This window comes from Nocardia panacis, assembly GCF_003598715.1.
Lineage (GTDB): Bacteria > Actinomycetota > Actinomycetes > Mycobacteriales > Mycobacteriaceae > Nocardia > Nocardia panacis.
In genome coordinates, this window is sequence record NZ_QZFU01000006.1 from 1 (window position 1) to 18678 (window position 18678).

Annotated in this window: 15 protein-coding genes; 12 read left to right on the top strand and 3 right to left on the bottom strand. The window is 66.2% G+C overall.

Annotation, left to right across the window (positions count from 1 at the left end):
* Window positions 1–176 precede the first annotated feature (176 nt).
* The gene (locus tag D5S18_RS00460) at window positions 177–959 is read left to right on the top strand and encodes an inositol monophosphatase family protein (protein WP_120036801.1); all 783 of its coding nucleotides are present in this window, start codon (window positions 177–179) and stop codon (window positions 957–959) included.
* Here D5S18_RS00460 and D5S18_RS00465 read toward each other — a convergent pair.
* Window positions 956–1495 carry a GNAT family N-acetyltransferase gene (locus tag D5S18_RS00465; protein WP_239003442.1) on the bottom strand — a complete coding sequence of 180 codons (540 nt, stop codon included), beginning with the start codon at window positions 1493–1495 and terminating at the stop codon, window positions 956–958. The genes D5S18_RS00460 and D5S18_RS00465 overlap by 4 nt on opposite strands.
* 224 nt (window positions 1496–1719) lie before the next feature.
* Here D5S18_RS00465 and D5S18_RS00470 point away from each other — a divergent pair, with 224 nt between their 5' ends.
* Together D5S18_RS00470 and D5S18_RS00475 are read left to right on the top strand one after the other, a co-directional pair.
* Window positions 1720–3114 carry an acyl-CoA dehydrogenase family protein gene (locus tag D5S18_RS00470; RefSeq protein ID WP_439651061.1) on the top strand — a complete coding sequence of 465 codons (1395 nt, stop codon included), beginning with the start codon at window positions 1720–1722 and terminating at the stop codon, window positions 3112–3114.
* Window positions 3115–3143: 29 nt separating this feature from the next.
* Window positions 3144–4367 (top strand): acyl-CoA dehydrogenase family protein, encoded by a 1224-nt coding sequence (locus D5S18_RS00475; RefSeq protein ID WP_120036805.1) that lies wholly within the window; start codon window positions 3144–3146, stop codon window positions 4365–4367.
* A 63-nt stretch (window positions 4368–4430) separates the two neighbouring features.
* On the opposite strand, the gene D5S18_RS00480 is transcribed toward D5S18_RS00475, so the two are convergent.
* Complete coding sequence (locus D5S18_RS00480) at window positions 4431–5294, bottom strand: Abi family protein (RefSeq protein WP_120036807.1); 864 nt, start codon at window positions 5292–5294, stop codon at window positions 4431–4433.
* A 279-nt stretch (window positions 5295–5573) separates the two neighbouring features.
* On the opposite strand from D5S18_RS00480, the gene D5S18_RS00485 reads away from it, so the two are divergent.
* From D5S18_RS00485 to D5S18_RS00500, 4 genes are all read left to right on the top strand, one after another.
* The gene (locus D5S18_RS00485; protein WP_120036809.1) at window positions 5574–6206 is read left to right on the top strand and encodes a hypothetical protein; all 633 of its coding nucleotides are present in this window, start codon (window positions 5574–5576) and stop codon (window positions 6204–6206) included.
* A gap of 127 nt (window positions 6207–6333) precedes the next feature.
* On the top strand, window positions 6334–6861 hold the full coding sequence (locus D5S18_RS00490; protein ID WP_158607763.1) for a P-loop nucleotide/nucleoside kinase family protein: 528 nt from the start codon (window positions 6334–6336) through the stop codon (window positions 6859–6861).
* Between the two features lie 10 nt (window positions 6862–6871).
* Window positions 6872–7378, top strand: coding sequence for an ArsR/SmtB family transcription factor (locus D5S18_RS00495; RefSeq protein WP_203236521.1), 507 nt, complete (start codon window positions 6872–6874; stop codon window positions 7376–7378).
* An 11-nt stretch (window positions 7379–7389) separates the two neighbouring features.
* Window positions 7390–8232, top strand: coding sequence for a M23 family metallopeptidase (locus D5S18_RS00500; RefSeq protein WP_158607764.1), 843 nt, complete (start codon window positions 7390–7392; stop codon window positions 8230–8232).
* On the opposite strand, the gene D5S18_RS00505 is transcribed toward D5S18_RS00500, so the two are convergent.
* The gene (locus D5S18_RS00505; RefSeq protein ID WP_120036815.1) at window positions 8220–8891 is read right to left on the bottom strand and encodes a hypothetical protein; all 672 of its coding nucleotides are present in this window, start codon (window positions 8889–8891) and stop codon (window positions 8220–8222) included. The genes D5S18_RS00500 and D5S18_RS00505 overlap by 13 nt on opposite strands.
* Window positions 8892–8933: 42 nt before the next feature.
* Here D5S18_RS00505 and D5S18_RS00510 point away from each other — a divergent pair, with 42 nt between their 5' ends.
* From D5S18_RS00510 to D5S18_RS00530, 5 genes are all read left to right on the top strand, one after another.
* Complete coding sequence (locus D5S18_RS00510) at window positions 8934–10340, top strand: amidase (protein WP_120037275.1); 1407 nt, start codon at window positions 8934–8936, stop codon at window positions 10338–10340.
* A 54-nt stretch (window positions 10341–10394) separates the two neighbouring features.
* Complete coding sequence (locus tag D5S18_RS00515) at window positions 10395–12014, top strand: acyl-CoA synthetase (protein WP_120037277.1); 1620 nt, start codon at window positions 10395–10397, stop codon at window positions 12012–12014.
* A 118-nt stretch (window positions 12015–12132) separates the two neighbouring features.
* A complete protein-coding gene (locus D5S18_RS00520; protein ID WP_120036817.1) occupies window positions 12133–13818 on the top strand; it encodes an acyl-CoA synthetase in 1686 nt (561 codons plus the stop codon).
* A 57-nt stretch (window positions 13819–13875) separates the two neighbouring features.
* Entirely contained in the window at window positions 13876–14451 is a 576-nt protein-coding gene (locus tag D5S18_RS00525) for a hypothetical protein (protein ID WP_120036819.1), read from the top strand.
* Window positions 14452–16936: 2485 nt separating this feature from the next.
* Window positions 16937–18385, top strand: coding sequence for a PepSY-associated TM helix domain-containing protein (locus D5S18_RS00530; RefSeq protein ID WP_120036821.1), 1449 nt, complete (start codon window positions 16937–16939; stop codon window positions 18383–18385).
* The last annotated feature ends 293 nt before the right edge of the window (window positions 18386–18678 follow it).

The following is an 18678-nucleotide window of genomic DNA, read 5'->3' on the forward strand; positions in this document are numbered from 1 at the left end:
GGTGGCACGGTTTTCTTGGTCGTTAACCTCTCTACCAGGAGTTCCGCTGTTCCGCGTCACGACATACCAACCACCACAGCAAGATCCACTTGCACTGCGCTCATCCGCGCTAACTGCGCGGCATTGGGTCTAGACCGGTTTCGGACCGGTCGCGCACGGTGGCTAGTCTGTGGCGCGTGGCAGCACACACCCCCGATCTCGACCTTGCCCTGCGCCTGGCCGACGCGGCCGACGCGATCACCGAAGCCCGCTTCGGCGCGCTCGATCTGCGGGTCGACGCCAAACCGGATCTCACCCCCGTCTCCGATGCCGACCTCGCGGTCGAGCAGGCGCTGCGCGAGATCCTGGCGCGGGAACGGGCCGGGGATTCGGTGCTCGGCGAGGAGTTCGGCGGCGCGGCGGAATTCAGCGGGCGAGGGTGGGTCATCGATCCGATCGACGGCACCAAGAACTTCGTGCGCGGCGTGCCGATCTGGTCCACGCTCATCGCACTGCTCGTGGACGGCATCCCGGTGGTCGGGGTGGTCAGCGCGCCCGCGTTGGCGCGACGCTGGTGGGCCGCCACCGGATCCGGCGCCTGGACCAGTTTCCAAGGTGGGGCGCCGAAATCGATCTCGGTCTCCGAGGTGGGCGCACTGGAGTCCGCGAGCCTGGCCTTCTCCAGCCTGTCCGGCTGGCGCGACCTCGGCATCCGCGATCGATTCCTGGAACTCACCGATGCGGTGTGGCGGGTGCGCGGCTACGGCGACTTCCTGAGCTACTGCCTGCTCGCCGAGGGGGCCGTGGATATCGCCACCGAACCCGAGGTCTCGCTGTGGGATCTGGCCCCGCTCGACATCCTGGTGCGCGAGGCGGGCGGGCGGTTCAGCGCGCTCGACGGCACGGCCGGGCCGCACGGCGGCAATGCGGTGGCCAGCAATGGCCTGCTGCACGACGAGGTGCTGGCGCGGCTGCGCTAATCGAGCAGCTTCTCCATCAGCGTGACCGTGCTGTTGCCACGGAAGCGCTCGGGCAGCGGCGCTTGACGCACCTCCCGAAAACCCTGTGCCACATAGAATTTCCGCAGCACCGGATTATCGGAGGCGAAGTCGAGCCGCTGCACCCCGATACCGCGCGAGCGGGTGCGCTCGGCGCAGAATCGCACCACCCGCGCGCCCAGGTCGTTGCCGCGGAATTCCGGAGCGACCATCAGGCCGTGGATATAGCCCGCCTCCGCGTCATCCGCGCCCCAGAAATCCGGATCGCGCCACACCAGTCGCGCGACGGCGGTGAGCGCGCCGGATTCGGCCCGCCAGATGAACCACTCGCCGCGCGCCACCTCGGCGGCGACCGCGTCCTCGGGATATTCCCCCGGCAACCACTGTTGGATTCCGCGCTCGACCATCCACTGAGCGAGGCGATCGCGCAGGGCGACGATCTCGGCGGTATCGGGCGGGGCGGCGGCGACCATCGGCGCGGCTGCGCTGCCGCTCGCGCTGCGCGCGGATTCGAGCACGGTCACTCCTTTTCGGATTCTGTGTAGTCGGCACCCTATCTCGCGACCGATCCCACTGCGCCGCAGTGGGATCGAGTGGGGATTCCGAAGTGGGGAATGGCGAAACCGCAGGTCGGGAAACCAAGGCGTAAGCTGCACCTCGACGTGGTTCTTACTCCAGAGTAAGATAAGCTTACTTCGGAGTAAGAAACCGGCAGACGGATTCACCCCCAGCGAGAAAACAGGTGATGATGAGTACTCGAGACAGCGCGACGACGCGACGTCCTGATACGTCGGCGGTCGGCACGAGCCACCCCAGGCGGGACTGGATGGGCGCCGCGATGCGGGTCATGACGACCCTGACCGGGTCGGAGCTGGCCGAGAAGTACAACCTGCGCAAACCCATCGAACGAGTCACCTACGAGGGCACCAAGACCGGCTTCCGCACCCTCGGCGCCGCCACCCGCGTCTTCAACCGGGTCGCAGGCGGTGGCGCGCCGAAACGCCTGGCCGACAACGAGTCCCGCACCAAAGACTACTTCGACCTCACCCCGAGCGACGAGCAGAAGATGATCGTCGAGACGGTGCGCGAATTCGCCGCGGAAATCCTGCGCCCCGCCGCCCATGAGGCCGACGCTTCCGCCAAGGCCCCGCGCGACCTGTTCGAACGCGCCGCCGAACTCGGCATCACCCTCATCAACGTGCCCGAGGAACTCGACGGCGCCGCCTCCGAACGCGGCGCCGTCACCAATTCCCTTGTCGCCGAAGCCCTCGCACACGGCGATATGGGCCTGGCCCTGCCCATCCTCGCGCCGAGCGGCGTAGCGATCGCACTGTCCCAGTGGGGTTCCGACGCACAGCAGCAGACCTACCTGCCCGCCTTCACCGGCGAGAATGTACCGCAGGCCGCCGTGGTGATCGCCGAACCACGCGCACTGTTCGACCCATTCGCCCTGCAGACCAAGGCTGTTCGCTCCCCCAGCGGCTACCGGATCAGCGGCGTCAAATCCCTGGTGCCCGCCGCCGCCGACGCCGAACTGTTCCTCATCGCCGCCGAACTCGACGGGCGGCCGGCGCTTTTCATTGTCGAATCCGACGCGGCGGGCCTGGTCGTCGAGGCCGATCCGAGCATGGGTCTGCGAGCCGCCGGACTCGGCCGCCTCATCCTGGACAACGTCGCCGTCGCCACGGACGCCGTACTCGGCGAAGGCGATGCCTCGCAGCGGGCCGAGGAGTACGCCGACGCGGTGCGGCTGGCGCGGCTCGGCTGGGCCTCGCTCGCGGTGGGCGCCGGGCAGGCGGTCCTCGACTACGTCACGCCCTACGTCAACGAGCGCGAGGCATTCGGCGAACCGATCTCCCATCGCCAGGCGGTGGCGTTCATGGTCGCCAATATCGCCATCGAACTCGACGGTCTGCGCCTGGTGACGCTGCGCGGCGCCGCACGCGCCGAACAGGGGCTGTCCTTCGCCCGCGAGGCGGCGCTGGCCCGAAAGCTGGCCTCCGACAAGGGCATGCAGATCGGCCTCGACGGTGTGCAACTGCTCGGCGGCCACGGGTTCACCAAGGAACACCCGGTCGAACGCTGGTACCGCGACCTGCGGGCCATCGGCGTCGCCGAGGGTGTCGTGCTCATCTGACCGGCCCGTTCCACACTTCAGGAGACCCCATGATCAATCTCGAACTCCCCAAGAAGCTGCGGGCCAGCGCCAACCAGGCCCATCAGGTCGGCCGCGAGATCTTCCGCCCGATCTCGCGCAAATACGATCTGGCCGAACACGAATACCCGGTCGAACTCGACGCCATGGCCGCCATGGTCGAGGGCCTGGCCGACTCGGGCACCCAGAAGATCGGCGGCGCGGCGGGCGGCCGCTCCGACGACAGCGATCCGCACGCCACCGAACTGCTCGGAAACTCCAACGGCGGCAATATGTCCGCACTGCTCAACGCGTTGGAAACCTCGTGGGGCGATGTGGGTTTGATGCTGTCGATCCCCTACCAGGGGCTCGGCAACGCGGCCATCGCCGCCGTCGCCACCGATGAGCAACTGCGCCGCTTCGGCAAGGTGTGGGCCGCCATGGCCATCACCGAACCATCCTTCGGCTCCGATTCGGCCGCCGTGTCCACCACCGCCGTCCTCGACGGGGACGAGTGGGTTCTCAACGGCACCAAGATCTTCGTGACCGCGGGCTCGCGCGCCACCCACATCGTGGTGTGGGCCAGCGTCGACAAGAGCCTGGGTCGCGCCGCCATCAAATCGTTCGTGGTGCCGCGAGACGCGCCCGGCCTCACCGTATCCCGGCTCGAGCACAAGCTCGGCATCAAAGCCTCCGACACCGCCGAGTTGCGGCTCGAGGACTGCCGGATCCCGAAGGACAATATCCTCGGCAGCCCGGAAGTCAACGTGGAGAAGGGTTTCGCCGGGGTCATGCAGACCTTCGACAACACCCGCCCGCTGGTGGCCGCCATGGCCGTCGGTGTCGCGCGCGCCGCCCTCGAGGAATTGCGCACCATCCTCACCGAGGCCGGCGTGGAGATCTCCTACGACATCCCCGCCGCCAACCAGCACGCCGCCGCCGCCGAATTCCTGCGCATGGAAGCCGATTACGAGGCCGCCTACCTGCTGTCGCTGCGCGCCGCCTGGATGGCCGACAACAAGAAACCCAACTCCCTCGAAGCCTCCATGTCCAAGGCCAAGGCGGGCCGCACCGTCACCGACGTAACCCTGAAGGCCGTCGAACTCGCGGGTCCCGTCGGCTACTCCCAGCGCACCCTGCTGGAAAAATGGAGCCGCGACGCCAAGATCCTCGACATCTTCGAAGGCACCCAACAGATCCAACAGCTGATCGTCGCCCGCCGAGTCCTCGGCAAGAGCAGCGCCGAACTGAAATAGGTTGGCGCACAACAGCTAGCCGGTGCGCTTCCGCTGGGATTCGCACCGGTTCGCCGGGGTGCCTCACATCTCCGATGGATAAATCAGACCCTTACACAGCCATTCCGGTTCGGCCTCGAGGAAATCCCACAGCGACTCGGAATAATCATGGTTGGCCCGTACGTTGTCAACCAGGTGTCCCAGGGTGAGCACCCAGGCCCAGGGAGTGTCTTTGTAGATGGTCTTGTCGGGCTGCTGCTGAAGTTCGCGGGGCGCTTCCAGGGATATGCGGTGATTGCGGTTCGAGATACGCCCATGATGTGCGCACACATTCCGAAGCACGGTCATGGCACGGAAGATTCGCCGCGACGCTCGGTGGCTGATACCGAACCTGGCCGCCAGCGGCTTGAACACCCCCTCGGCATCCTTGACCAAGCCGTACATTTTCGATGTGGTGCCGAACGACATCACCTCGACAGCCGCCCAGATCGGCATCGGCTCACCGAGCGTCGAATGGTGTTGGACAAACCGCTCGTTGGACCGTCTGCTCTCATTGCGGATGTCCTGGAGCAGCCGATCCCGTGCTCCGTTCTTGTCATCGTAGGTTTGCTCATCCAGATACGAGGTCGGACCTGCGGATCGCGCCATCAGGTAGGCCAGTTGGGAACGGAAGACGATCTCGAACTCGGCGAGTCCGGACTGGAGCCGCTGCGCGAGTCGCCGATCGAATTCGTATGCGGTCCGGATCTTCTCGAAGCTGGACTCCGATCTGAACTGATTCAGACCGGCAGGCGGGTTGACCTGGAAGTAGCGGAAGGAACCGCTGACTCGATAGTAGTTGTGGTCTCGGAGAAAGTGCTCAGCCACGACGCTTTCGTCCTCGCGTAGCGCAAGGCCGTTGTCGCGCAGCCTGTTTACTTGCTCCGTGACGCTGAGGAAGGGCTTCATACCGCCCGAGGATAGTAAAGAGCCCGCCGAAGTAAGGAAGCTTGCGCTCTAGCCTTGGCGGGCATCGTTGCCCCCATGTTAGCAAGGTTGGCGCGATGCGCCAAGTGATGCGCGCCGGGGTGCCCTGTTGGTTGGATTGGCGGCGACACGCGGGGCGTGTGCGGGTGGGCGGGGTTGGTTGGTATTAATGGGAGGCTTGGCGGCCGGTGGTCGTTGGGTTTTTGGTTGTACGGACGGAATATCGGTGAGCTGTACCAGGGGAACTTAGGAGAACTGGTTATGCAACTGAGAGGTATGCGTCGTATTGCCGCTGTTTTGGCTACTGCGGTGGCTTTGGCCGTCGCATTCGCCGGGAATGCGGTGGCCGGTCCACCGACGGTGGATTGGACCGCCGCCGCGCAGCGATTGCGGGCGGTGGCGGAGGGAAATCCGGCGGCTCTGCAGGCGGTGGACCGCCTGCTGGCGTCGGGAGCCATTCCGAGTGCGGGCGCGGTCGCGTTGCCCGCGCAACCGTTTCAGATTCCGGCCCAGTCCGATATCGGGCGCGATGGTTCCGGTCCCGGCGTTTACGGGTCCGGGATCGCGCTCGGGCTCGACGGGTTCCGATTGGCGTTCTTCGGTGGGCCGGGAAGCATCGCACCCGATCAGACCGGCGCGAAACTGCAAGTGCTGTGGATCAACCTGTCCAATGGGCGCAGCGGCACCGAAACGCTACTGGAACACGCCGATGTCCCGGTGGACACCACCATTCGCACCCGCGCGCTCGATATCGGGGGCGGAATGGTCGTGGCCGCCGTGTACGGCAGTCTCTGGCATCGATGGTCGGTGCCGGTGAGCGATGCGAATCCCGATGGGTACCAGTATCAGCTGGCCACCATCTCGATTCCGTCGTTCGGGGCGGTCTACAACTAGTTCGCGATCGGGGATGGGCCGGTGTGAATTTCACACCGGCCCATTCGCCGTATTCGGATACGGCCCGAGGCAAGCCGTCGGGCGACGCAGCGGGACTGTCCGGGTAGCAATGCGCCACCATGTCTGGATGGCCGAATTCCTTGTGCTGGTCAATGGTTTGCCGGGAGCTGGAAAGACGACGCTGGGCCGTGGGCTCGCGGGCGCGATGGGTGCCCGATTTCTGTCCAAGGATGCCGTGAAGGAGGCGCTGGCGGACTGTGTCGACGGCGCGGCGGACCTCGCGGAGCTGGGCGGGATCGCGATGGACGCGGTGTGGGCGCTTGCCCGCGCCTCGGCGGGGACGGTGGTGGTGGATTCGTGGTGGTTCAAGCCGCGCGATCTGCGGTATGCCGCGGCAGGGATCGCACGATCGGAAGCCCTTCGGGTGGTGGAGGTTTGGTGTGACGTGCCGGTGGAGACGGCGCGGGCGCGGTATGCGGGGCGGCGACGGGCCGGATTGCATCGGGATGGCGAGCGGCTGGTCGGGGTGTGGCAGGAGTGGGCGGATCGGGCGGAGCCGCTGGGGCCGGCACCGACGGTGGTTGTCGATACTTCAGGGGAGGTTGATTCTCTCGCGTTGGCGGCGCAACTTGTCAAGAGTTACGTAATTACGTAGATTCATACTCGTGGATCTCGAGGCACGGGTGGCGGAGTTGGAGCGGCGCATCGCGACGCTGGAGGAGCGCGGACGGGAGCAGCCGGCGATGACGTCGGAACCCGAAGAGCTCTGGGCGCTGACGCGCCTGCAGCATGATTTCGAGGCCGCCGGGCTCGCCGCGGGCGGAGTGCTGTTCACCGGGGCGCTCACCCTGCCGACCAGGGAACGCTACCGCTGGCAGATGACGTTCACGACGGACGCACTGCTCGAGGATGATGCCGATGAGGCCGCGGAATGCCTTGCGGCACTGGGCAGTCCGGTGCGGCTTCGCCTGCTGCGGGCGATCCTGGCCGGGCGTAGGACGGCGGCGGAGCTGACCGAACTCGACGGTGTGGGCACCTCGGGCCAGATCTATCACCATCTGCGGCAGTTGGCCGCGGTCGGCTGGTTGCAGACGGCGGGTCGCGGGCGCTTCGAGGTGCCCGCGGGGCGGGTGGTGCCATTGCTCGTCGCGTTGGCGAGCGCGCGAAGGTGAGAGGAAATACCGTGGCGCCGAAGGTTTTATCGATCCTGCACCGTATACAGGCGGTGTTCTTTGTTGCCGCGCTCGTCAATACCGCGACCGTGTTGGCCGGGTGGCATCCGACAGGGAATGCGAAGATCGTCCAGACCGTATTCCACGGGATTCTCGCGCTGACCGCGTTCGCCGTCGTGGCCGAACTTCTGTTCCGCGCGGTACAGCGCCGGATCCGGCCTGCACCGCTGCGCGAGGCAGTGGTCACGGATCCGCCGGTCAGCGGCACCTGGGTGGCCTGCAATAGTCCGGCGGACCGGATCCCGAGTCACGGCACACGCTGGGGCGGCCAGAGCCACGCCATTGATCTGGTCGAATCGCCCTACCGCACAAGGGGTTTGTGGCAGTTCCGCAAACCGGAGGAGTTCGCGGCCTTCGGTCGCCCGATCCTGGCCCCCGCCGATGCCACCGTGGTCGCCGTGGTCGACAAGCGCCGCGATCATCGCGCGCGCAACAGCGTGCTCGGGGTGCTGTATCTGTTCCTGGTGGAGCAGTTCGTGCGCTCGGTGGGTCCGCGCAGCTTCATCTTTGGAAACTCCATAACGCTGGAGCTCGCGGACGGAACATACGCGAAACTGTGCCACCTGAGACGGGGTTCGGTCAGCGTGCGCGTCGGCGAGCACGTCACCGCCGGTCAGCAGGTGGGCCGCTGCGGCAATTCCGGCAACAGCACCCAGCCGCACCTGCACTTCCATCTCATGGATACGATGAATCCCGATACCGCGCAGGGTATTCCGTTCGAGTGGCGCGGCGTCGGGGTGCCGCGCAACGATGCGGAGTTCACCGTCGAGCGGCAGCGCGATCAGCAGGCGTAGGCCCGTCCGGTGAGCCGGTCGGTGCGCTCGGACAGGCAGCCGAAAGCGACGATGCCCGCATCGCTCATCTTCACGCCCGCATTGCCATCCGGTGCGAGGCAGTACATCCCGGTGGTGTCCATTCGACAACTGAAGTCGTGCACGGTGATTCGGGATCCGTAGGGAAGTTCCGGTCCGCTGCCACGCAGGAATGCGCCCGGATCACCGTGGAAAGAACCGACATTCAGGTCCGAACCGCCGAAATCGACCCAACCGCCGACCCAGTTCCCGATGCCGCCGTCCGGACGCGGCGGCGGATCCTTCAGATCGACCCGGCAGATGAGCCCGGACTGTCCGTCCTGAAAGTTGGTGAGGCATTTGATTTTTCCGGTTGGACTGACGAAAGACAGATCCCCATTCCGCAATTGGGTGGACGTTCCGTCCTCTTCGCGAATAGCTATGCCGTACTTGGCCGTAGCGACCGAGCTGCCCGCCTCGACCCACCCGATGAAGGTCTTCATCGATGCCCCGGAAGCGGGTGGTCCGGCCTTGGACGGCGCGGCCGAGACCGTCTCCGGCGCCGCGGGCGCCGCATTCACGGCCTGCGGTGGGGTCTGGTCCTTGGACGCGGCGCAACCGGTCGCCAGCAAGAGGATGGCCGCGAGGGCCGCGATACGCATGGGTGCACCTTAGTGCCGCGTGCCACCTACCCTCGAAACATGATGGACAACCGACTGACTGCCTTCATCGATGACGCGCTGGGCCGACTGGACGCGGTGGCGATGGCCGCGGCCGTTCGCGACGGTTCGACCACGCCGGAGGAACTGGCCGCCGCGGCGGCGGCGCGCGCGCAGGCCGTCGACCCCACCCTGCACGCCCTCGCCTACGCGATCCACGAGCAGCCCCGCTATGCCGAGGGCAAGGACGGCGCGCTGTTCGGTGTGCCGACCTACGTCAAGGACAACACCGATGTGCGCGGTCTGCCCAGCAATCACGGCAGCGCCGCCTTCCGCGCGGCCCCCGCCCGCCGCGACGGCGCGTACACCAGCCAGTTGCGCAGCACCGGGTTGACCGTCCTGGGCAAGACCCGGATGCCGGAGTTCGGTTTCAGTCCCACAACGGAATTCATGACCGAGGAGCCCACGCGCAATCCCTGGCACACCGACTACTCGGTCGGCGCGTCCTCCGGCGGCGCGGCGGCACTGGTCGCCGCGGGCGTGGTGCCCATCGCGCACGCCAATGACGGCGGCGGTTCGATTCGCATTCCGGCGGCCTGCGCCGGGTTGGTCGGTCTCAAGCCGAGCCGGGACCGCCATGTCAACGGCGAGCAGTCCCGCACCATGCCGATCAACCTCATCTCCGAGGGCGTGCTCACCCGCAGTGTCCGCGATACCGCCGCCTATCTCGCCGCCATCGAGGATTACCGACGCAATCCGGCGTTGCCCCCGATCGGGTTGGTGCAGGGTCCGGCCCGCCGCCGCCTGCGGGTCGGTCTGATACTCGACACCATCACCGGCGCCCCGACCGATGACCAGACCCGTGCCGCCGTCCTGCGCACCGCGGCCCTGCTCGAGCAGGCCGGGCACCTCGTCGAACCGATCGAACTGCCGGTGGGCCGCCAGTTCGCCGACGATTTCCTCCAGTACTGGGCGCTGCTTGCCGATCTCGCCGCCTCGACCGGGCGCTTCGTCTTCGACCGCACCTTCGATATCGCGGCCCTGGATGGGCTGACGCTGGGCTTGCGTGCCCGCCACCGCGCCGCACCGCAACGCACGCCCGGCGCGCTGCTGCGACTGCGCGGCACCGCCCGCGCCTGTGCCCGCATGTTCGATCGGCACGAACTGGTGCTGTCCCCGGTGCTCAGCCACATCACACCCGAACTCGGGTACCTCAGCCCCACGCTCGATTTCGAGGAGCTGCGGGAGCGGCTGATCGGCTATGTCGGCTTCACCCCGCTCAATAATGTCGCGGGCACACCCGCCATTTCGCTGCCGATGGGGATGGCCGATACCGGGGTGCCGATCGGCGTCCAGTTGGCCGCCGCGTACGGCGATGAGCGCACCCTGCTCGAGACGGCGTACGAACTCGAGGCGGCACAGCCGTTTCCGCTGCTCGCCGAAGCCGTGTGAGCCACGCCACCGCACGGTACCGTGAGGTTCCGTTGTCTGGTGGAGGTGTTGGATATGAAGCTGGCGCACGCGCTGGAGGCCGTGAAGGCGCTGGGGATCCTGCGGGCCAAGGGGATCATCGACCCGACGAGACCGCGGGAGGCGCTGCGCGCGATCCAGGATTCGCACGTCTACGGACCCGCAGTCACGGCGTCCCGGCGCGCCGCGCGCGCCACCCCCGACGCACCGGGGCTGGTGGACGAGCACGGCGAGTTGACCTTTCGCCAGATCGATGACCAATCCACCGCTCTGGCACGCGGTCTGCGCACGGCTGGGATCACCGAGGGCACGGTCGTCGGTTTGCTGGCGCGCGATCATCGCGGCCTGGTGCTCGCGCTGATCGCCGCGGGCAAACTCGGCGCCAAGGTGGCACTGCTGAATACCGGCTTCGCCAAACCGCAGTTCGCCGAGGTGTGCGAGCGGGAAGGGGTGCGCGCCGTCCTGCACGACAGCGAATTCCTCGGTCTGCTCGACGCGCTTCCCGAAGAGCTGCCCCGCTATCTCACCTGGGTCGAGGGCGAAATCCCCTCGGGCGCACGGACTCTGGACGAGTTGATCGCCGAGAACTCGAGCGAGCCGCTGCCCGCGCCCGCGCACCCCGGCGGAATCGTCATACTCACCAGCGGCACAACGGGTCTGCCGAAGGGTGCGCCGCGCAGTCGGGTCAACCCGCTGGCCACCGCGGGCATGGTGGATCGAATCCCCTACCCGCGCCGAGGAACTCAGGTGATCGTCTCGCCACTGTTCCACAGCACCGGACTCGGCACCTGGCTGGTGGCCATGTCCCTCGGCACGAAAACGGTGCTGCGCAGGCGTTTCGACGCCGAGGCCACCTTGGCGCTGGTGGCCGAGCATCGGGCGCAGATGCTGGTCGCGGTGCCGACCATGCTGCATCGCATGGTCGAGTTGGATCCGGCGATCCTCGCGAAATACGATCTGTCCCAACTGAAGTGCATTCTGGTGGCCGGGTCGGCGCTGGCGCCGGAACTGTGTCAGAAGGTGGCCAAGGTATTCGGGCCGGTGCTCTACAACCTCTACGGCTCCACCGAATGCGCGGTGGCGACGGTGGCCACCCCCGAGGATCTGGCCCTGTCCCCCGGCACCGCGGGACGCTCGCCCATCACCTGCGAGGTCCGCCTCCACGACGACAATGATCGCCTCATCACCGCCCGCGAGACCACCGGCCGCATCTTCGTCCGCAGTGGCGCGCCGTTCGAGGGCTATACCGACGGCCGCAACAAGCAGATCATCGACGGATTCCTGGCCAGCGGCGATGTCGGACATTTCGACCGGCACGGGCTGCTCATGGTGGACGGCCGCGATGACGACATGATCGTCTCCGGCGGGGAGAACGTCTTCCCGCAGGAGGTGGAGAACCTGCTGCTGGAGCGCGCGGATGTCTTCGACGCGGCGGTGGTCGGGGTGGACGATGTCGAATTCGGCAAGCGCTTGCGCGCCTTCGTCGTGCCCGAACCGGGGCACACGCCGGAGGAGTCGGAGATCAAGGCGTTCGTCAAGGCGAACCTGGCCCGCTACAAGGTGCCGCGCGAGGTGTTCCTACTGGCGGAGCTGCCGCGCAATGCGACGGGCAAGCTGCTGCGGCGGGAGCTGATGGAGTACGAGCGGCCCAGCTGAGATCCGAGACACAGCGGTTTCACTATCGCTTGCTATTGTTAGCGGCAGCACTGGATCCCGAGGTTGCGGTCCACGCCACCCGCGTGCGGCGGGCGGGATCGCCGGAAGGTTGTTGTCGATGTCTGTGTCCTTCCCCGCGCTCACCGACGCCGTCCGCAAGGCAGGCGAAACCGCCAACGTGCTCGCCGCCAGCGTCAATGTCATGGTCAAACGGCAACTGTTCAACCCGTTACGACCCGATCACGCGGTGCGATCCGGGTTCAACATGCTCAAATTCGGCCCATTCGCGGGCGTCGTCATGCATGCCGCCCAGACCCGACCGCACGCCGGTGCGATCGTCGACGAACGCGGCGAGATGACCTTCGAACAACTCGACGAACAGTCCAACGCGCTGGCCCGCGGGCTCCGGGACATGGGCATCGCGCCCGGTGACGTCGTCGCCGTCCTGGCCCGCGACCATCGCGGCATGGTGCTCAGCCTCGTCGCCACCGGCAAACTCGGCGTGCGCGCCGTCCTGATGAACACCGGCTTCGCCAAACCGCAATTCGCCGATGTAGCCGCGCGCGAGCAGGTCAAAGCGGTGCTGCACGACAGTGAATTCCTCGACCTGATGAGCGCCATCCCGGCCGAGATCCCGCGCGTGCTCACTTGGGTGGATGACAAAGACGCCGAGGAGAAAAACACTGCTGACCCGGCCATCCCGACCGTCGACTCGCTCATCGCCGGACAGTCCACCGCGAAACTGCCCGCACCCGCCAAACCCGGCGGCATGGTCATCCTGACCAGCGGCACCACCGGAACTCCGAAGGGCGCGCCGCGCGACCGGGTCAGCCCGTTCGCCTCCGCGCAATTCGTGGACCGGGTCCCGCTACCCGCCAATGGCACCATGCTGATGGCCGCGCCCATCTTCCACGGCACCGGACTGTCGCAATTCACGATCGGAGTCGCACTGGGCAACCGGGTCATCTTCCAGCAGCGGCGATTCGACCCGGAGCAGACCCTCGCCAATATCGACGCCTACGGGGCGGATTCGCTGGTGGTGGTGCCCACCATGCTGCAGCGCATCCTCGACCTGGACCAGACCGTCCTCGACAAATACGACGTCTCCAGCATCAAGGTCATCTTCGCGGCGGGCTCGGCCATCGCGCCCGACGTGGTCACCCGCACCCTGGACCACTTCAACGACAGCCTCTACAACCTCTACGGCTCCACCGAATGCGCGGTCATGACCGTGGCGACCCCCGAGGATCTGCGCCGCTTCCCCACCACCGCGGGACGCGCGCCCGTCGGCATCCGCATCGTGCTGCTCGACGCGGACCGCAACCCGATCACCGAACCGAATATCACCGGAACCATCTTCGTGGACAACGGATTCGCCTTCGGCGGCTACACCGACGGACGCACCAAGGAGACCGTGCACGGCATGATGTCCAGCGGCGACGTCGGACACTTCGACGCCGAAGGTCTGCTCTACATCGACGGGCGCGACGACGACATGATCGTCTCCGGCGGCGAGAACGTCTTCCCGCTCGAGGTGGAGAACCTCATCGCCGCGCGAGCCGACGTCTTCGAGGCCGCGGTCATCGGCGTGGACGACCGGGAATTCGGAAAACGGTTGCGCGCGTTCGTGGTTCCCAGCCCCGAGTCCACGCGGGACCCGCAGGAGATCAAGGATTACGTCAAGGCGAACCTGGCCAGGTACAAGGTGCCGCGCGAAGTGATCTTCCTCGACGAGTTGCCGCGCAACGCGACCGGGAAACTGTTGCGCAAACCACTCGCCGAAATACCGGTCCAGGAGAACTGAGTTATCGCGCCCACCGGGTGGTAATTCGGTTCGTTATTCATCGGTTATCATCGGCGCGTGAGTTTCCAGGTCGGGTGCCGGAATGCGGCGCGCAGCGGTGCGGTGGCACGGCTGCGCGGCGCTACGGCCGGGACGACCTCGGGGGCTATCTCCGTCGCGGCCCACGGCTGGGCCGCAGGGGGCGCCGCACCCAGCGGGACCACGCTGATGCTGTTGGTCGCCGGAGCGGCGGTGATCGGGGCGCTGGTGGCGGGGGCCTTGGGCGAGACCGTCATCGGGTTGGTGACGGCGCTCGCCGGTGGGCAGGTGCTCGGTCATATCACCATGGGGTGGAGTTCCGGGCATATGCACCACGGGGATATGCAGATCTCACCCGCGATGGTGGGGGCCCATTTGGTAGCGGCTGTTATTGCGGCCGTGCTGATTCGGGGAGCCGAAGGGGCTTATCGATTCGGGTGTGCGGTGCTTTCGCGGGTCTTGCCGCGGAAGTATTGCCCGCCTGCGATTATCGGACCGGCGACGCTGCGGTTGGCACATCGGGACCGGGTTATTCTGCGGTTGCTCGCGGTGAACGGGCTGCGGAGTCGGGGGCCGCCTACGCGTTCGATATCCGGCCTGTTGGCTGTCGGTTGATTCGGCGCAATGGTTTTCGGGTTGGTCGAGGCGGATTTGTTCGGTCGTTCGACGTCGATGGTCGTGTGGTTCTGTCGTTGAAGTTGTAGTCCGGTCTGCTTGTTGATGAGGGGCGGAATCCGGGCCTGCGGAGACGGGTTGGATCTGCGCGATTGATGGGTTGGGGGCTCGATCATGGTGCGATTCCCTGGGATCGCACTGCGGTTCCCGGCTTCAGTTGGCAGTCGCGCTGCGATTTGCAGGGCACAATGGTCGGTCGCGATACGGCCCCGGCTTCAGTCGGTAGCCACACCGCGACTTCCAGGACTCAACGGTCGGTCGCGATACGGCCCCGGCTTCAGTCGGTAGCCACACCGCGACTTCCCGCGCTCAGTGGTTGGTCGCAATGCGACCTCCAGGGTCCGGCAGTCGCACTGCGATTCGACGATCGAGTGGTCGGTTGCGTTGTGGCAGAACATCGGGACACGATTGCGTTGCCACGCAATCCACCCTTTGCCCGGGCGGTCTACTACACAGATCGCCCGGAATTCGATTGATCCGCGAACTTCCGGTTCGGCGTCCAGTCGCGCTTCGGCGCAGGCTGTCCAGCCGCGATTGCCTTGCGATGCTGTTGTCGCGCGCTCGATTTCACAACGCAGGCCGTCATGCACTCCGGTGCCGGACGGCCTGCACGAACGCACCGCTGCGGGGCAGCCGCAGGACGCTCGATTGCGCTGTAGCACAAGTCGGCCACGTACTTCGGTACAGGTCGGCGCGGGTACCAGGCACTCGAATGCCTTGCGAGGCAGGTTGTCGTTAGCTCGGTTGGGCCTCAGCCCAAACAGTCGTGCACTCCGGTGCGGGACGGCATAGACGAACGCACGGCTGCCAGGCAGTCGTCGAGCGCTCGATCGCACTGTGACGCAAGTCCTCAGGTACTGAGGTACAGGTCGACACAGGCTTTCGGACACTCGATTGCCATGCCACGCAGACTGTCGTGACCTCGATTGGGCCTCGACCTAGGCCGTCATGCACTCCGGTCCGGGACGGCATGCACGAAAGCACTGCTGCCAGGCCGTCGTCGAACTATCGATCGCACTGTGACGCAAGTCGGCCAGGTACTTCGGTACAGGTCGGCACCGGCTTTCGGGCACCCGATTGCCTTGCCACGCAGGTCGTCGTGAGCTCGATTGCGCTTCGCCGTGCCGTCATGCACTCCGGTGCGGGACGACATGCACGAAAGCACTGCTGCCGGGTGGTCGTCGGACGCTCGATTGCACTGTCAAGCAGATCGTCATGCGCTTCGGTGCAGAACGACGCGGGCTATCGGGCACTCGATTGCCTTGCGACGCAGACTGTCGTGACCTCGATTGGGCCTCGGCCCAAGCCGTCGCGCGCTCCGGTGCATGACGGCGTGGACACGAAAGGCCGCCGCCGAACAGTCGTCGGACGCTCGATTGCGCTGTCGCGCAAGTCGTCATGCGCCTCGGTGCAGAACGACGCGGGCTATCGGGCACTCGATTGTCTTGCGACACAGACTCGTGGGCTCGATTGTGCTTCGACCCTGGCCGTTGTGCACTCGGGTGCGGGACGACGTACGCACGACAGTGCTGCCGGGCAGTCGTTGGACGCTCGACTGTGCTGTGGCGCAGGTCGTCATGCGCTTCGGTGCACGATTGACCTGCGACACAGACCGTAGGGCGCTCGAAAGCACTGCGCTTCACATTGTCGAGAACTCGATTTCGCGGCAGCGTGAAGAGTCCTGCGCTTCAGTGCAGGTCGGCGTGCACTCGATAGCACTGCGGCACCGATCGTCGTACGGCCCACTGGCACTGCGATTCAGGCCGTGGTGAGCTCGATTGCGCTGCGGCGCAGGTCGGCACACACTCCGGTGCAGGTCGGGACGCAATCGATTGGTCGGCGAGCGGATCGATCGACTCTTGAAGCAGTGCGATGCAGACTGTCGAGAAGTCGATTGCCCTGCGGCACAGGTCGACACGCACTCCGGCACAGGTCGGTACGCAATCGATTGGTCGGCGGCGCGGACCGGTGAACTCTCGAAGGCACTGCGGCGCAGGTTGTCGAGAACTCGACGGACCTGCGGCACGGGTCGTCGTGTGCTCCGGCACAGGTCGGCACGCGATCGATACGGCTGCGGCGCAGATCGTCCGACGCTCGAAGCACTATGGCGCAGGTTGTCGAGAACTCGATTGCGCTGCGGAGTCGGTTGCCCGGCACGCGACTGGTTCGGCTTGCAGATCCGGCGCGTGGGGTTCGCGAGTGTCGCGGTGCTGACATGCACCGCGCTGAGCAGCGATCGGTGTCGGGCTGTTCGGTTTCGCCGCCGTGCGATATCGGGTGATCCAGATGGATACGGGCCGCTCGGTAGCACCGCTCGGATAGTTCCGAACAACTCCGAGCCACACGATCTCGCAGCAGCGCCTGCTTGTGCAATTTCCGTCCTCACAGTTTGTTCCAATTCCCCACTCTCAGAAACGAATTACCGATGACAATTACCGAGGACCTGAGTGTCCCGGAAGTATCGCCGCGCACCGAACCGACTCGGCGCGCCCGAAACGGGCTGTATCCCTTGGCGATGCGCCTGCACTTCTATGCGGGGATCTTCGTCGCACCGTTCATCCTGATCGCCGCCGTCACCGGCGCGCTGTACGCGATCTCGCCGACGTTGGAGCAGATCGTCTCCCGTGATCTGCTTCAAGTCGCTCCGGAAGGTCCGGTCAAGCCACTGGCGGAGCAGGTTTCGGCGGCGGTGCGGACCAGGCCCGAGTTGTCGCTGGTCGCGGTCGCGCCCGCGCCGGACGCGGGCCGGACGACGCGGGTCCTTTTCGGGGATTCCACTCTCGGCGCGGGTGAGCGGCGCGCGGTGTTCGTCAACCCGCACACCGCCGAACCCGTCGGCGAATCCGTGGTGTACGGCAGTTCGGGTGCGCTCCCGTTGCGCACCTGGATCGACCATCTGCATCGGGATCTACACCTCGGCGAGTCGGGGCGGATCTACAGCGAGTTGGCGGCTTCTTGGCTGTGGGTGATCGCGCTCGCCGGGCTGGTGCTGTGGTGGCGGCGGGTGCGACGCAGGCGGCAGCGCGATGGGGTGGGCTGGCTGCTGGCGCCCGACCGTTCCGCGAAGGGACGCGGACGGACACTGAATTGGCATGGCGCCATTGGCGTTTGGACACTGCCGCTGATGCTGCTGCTCTCGGTGACCGGTATGACCTGGTCCACCTATGCCGGGGACAATATCGCCGAACTGCGTAGGCAACTCAGTTGGACCACACCCGCCGTCAGCACCAGCCTGCCGGGATCGACTGCGCCGGTGCAGCATTCGGGCGGTGAACATGCCGAGCACCACATGTCCGCGACCTCGCCCACCGATCCGACCGCACGCATTCAGCAGCTCGATTGGGTGTACGCGATCGCGAAGGGGCAAGGCGTCACCCAGCCTGCCGAGATCGCCATTCCGTCCGCGGCCGGGCAGGCCTTCGCGGTCAAGGAGCGGCGCATGTCGGGCACCTACACCGTCGATGCGGTGGCCGTGGACGGCGCGACCGGCGCCGTCACCGATTCGCTGCGCTACGCCGATTGGCCGTTGATGGCCAAATTCACCAACTGGGGCATCCAGTTCCATATGGGGTTGCTGTTCGGACTGCTCAATCAGCTACTGCTGCTGGCGGGCATGCTCGGGTTGATCGCGGTCATTGTGCTCGGCTACCGAATGTGGTGGCGGCGCAGGCCGACTCGTGGAGCCGGCTTCGCGCTCGGTCGGGGTCCGCGTCGGGGCGCGCTCGGGCAGACCGCGCCGTGGCTGGTCGCGCCGCTGGTGGTTGTCGCGCTGGTGGTGGCGTGGTTCCTACCGCTGGTCGGGCTGAGTCTGCTCGGATTCCTCGCCGTCGATGTGATCGTCGGCGTGGCCGGGAGGTGGCGCGCCGCGAAGTAGTCCTTCTTTGAATGTGTCTGGCTCCCAAGCCGCGCAGTTCGTCATCACCGCCCCGGTGGCGATCGCGGCGGCCGTTCAGTACTTCAGCACCATCGACTCCCCGATGCCGAATCTGAACAAATAAGTGTCCCGAATTGATTGGCTGCTTCACCCATTTCGGGTGGAGCAGCCTTTCTGTCTGCGGTGCCGAAAATTGTTCACATGACCAGCTTTTCGTGATTTCAACGCGACACGAACGTGATTGGACGCGAAACGCCGTCGTTGACCGAGCAAATTTCCAGCATCGAACAGAT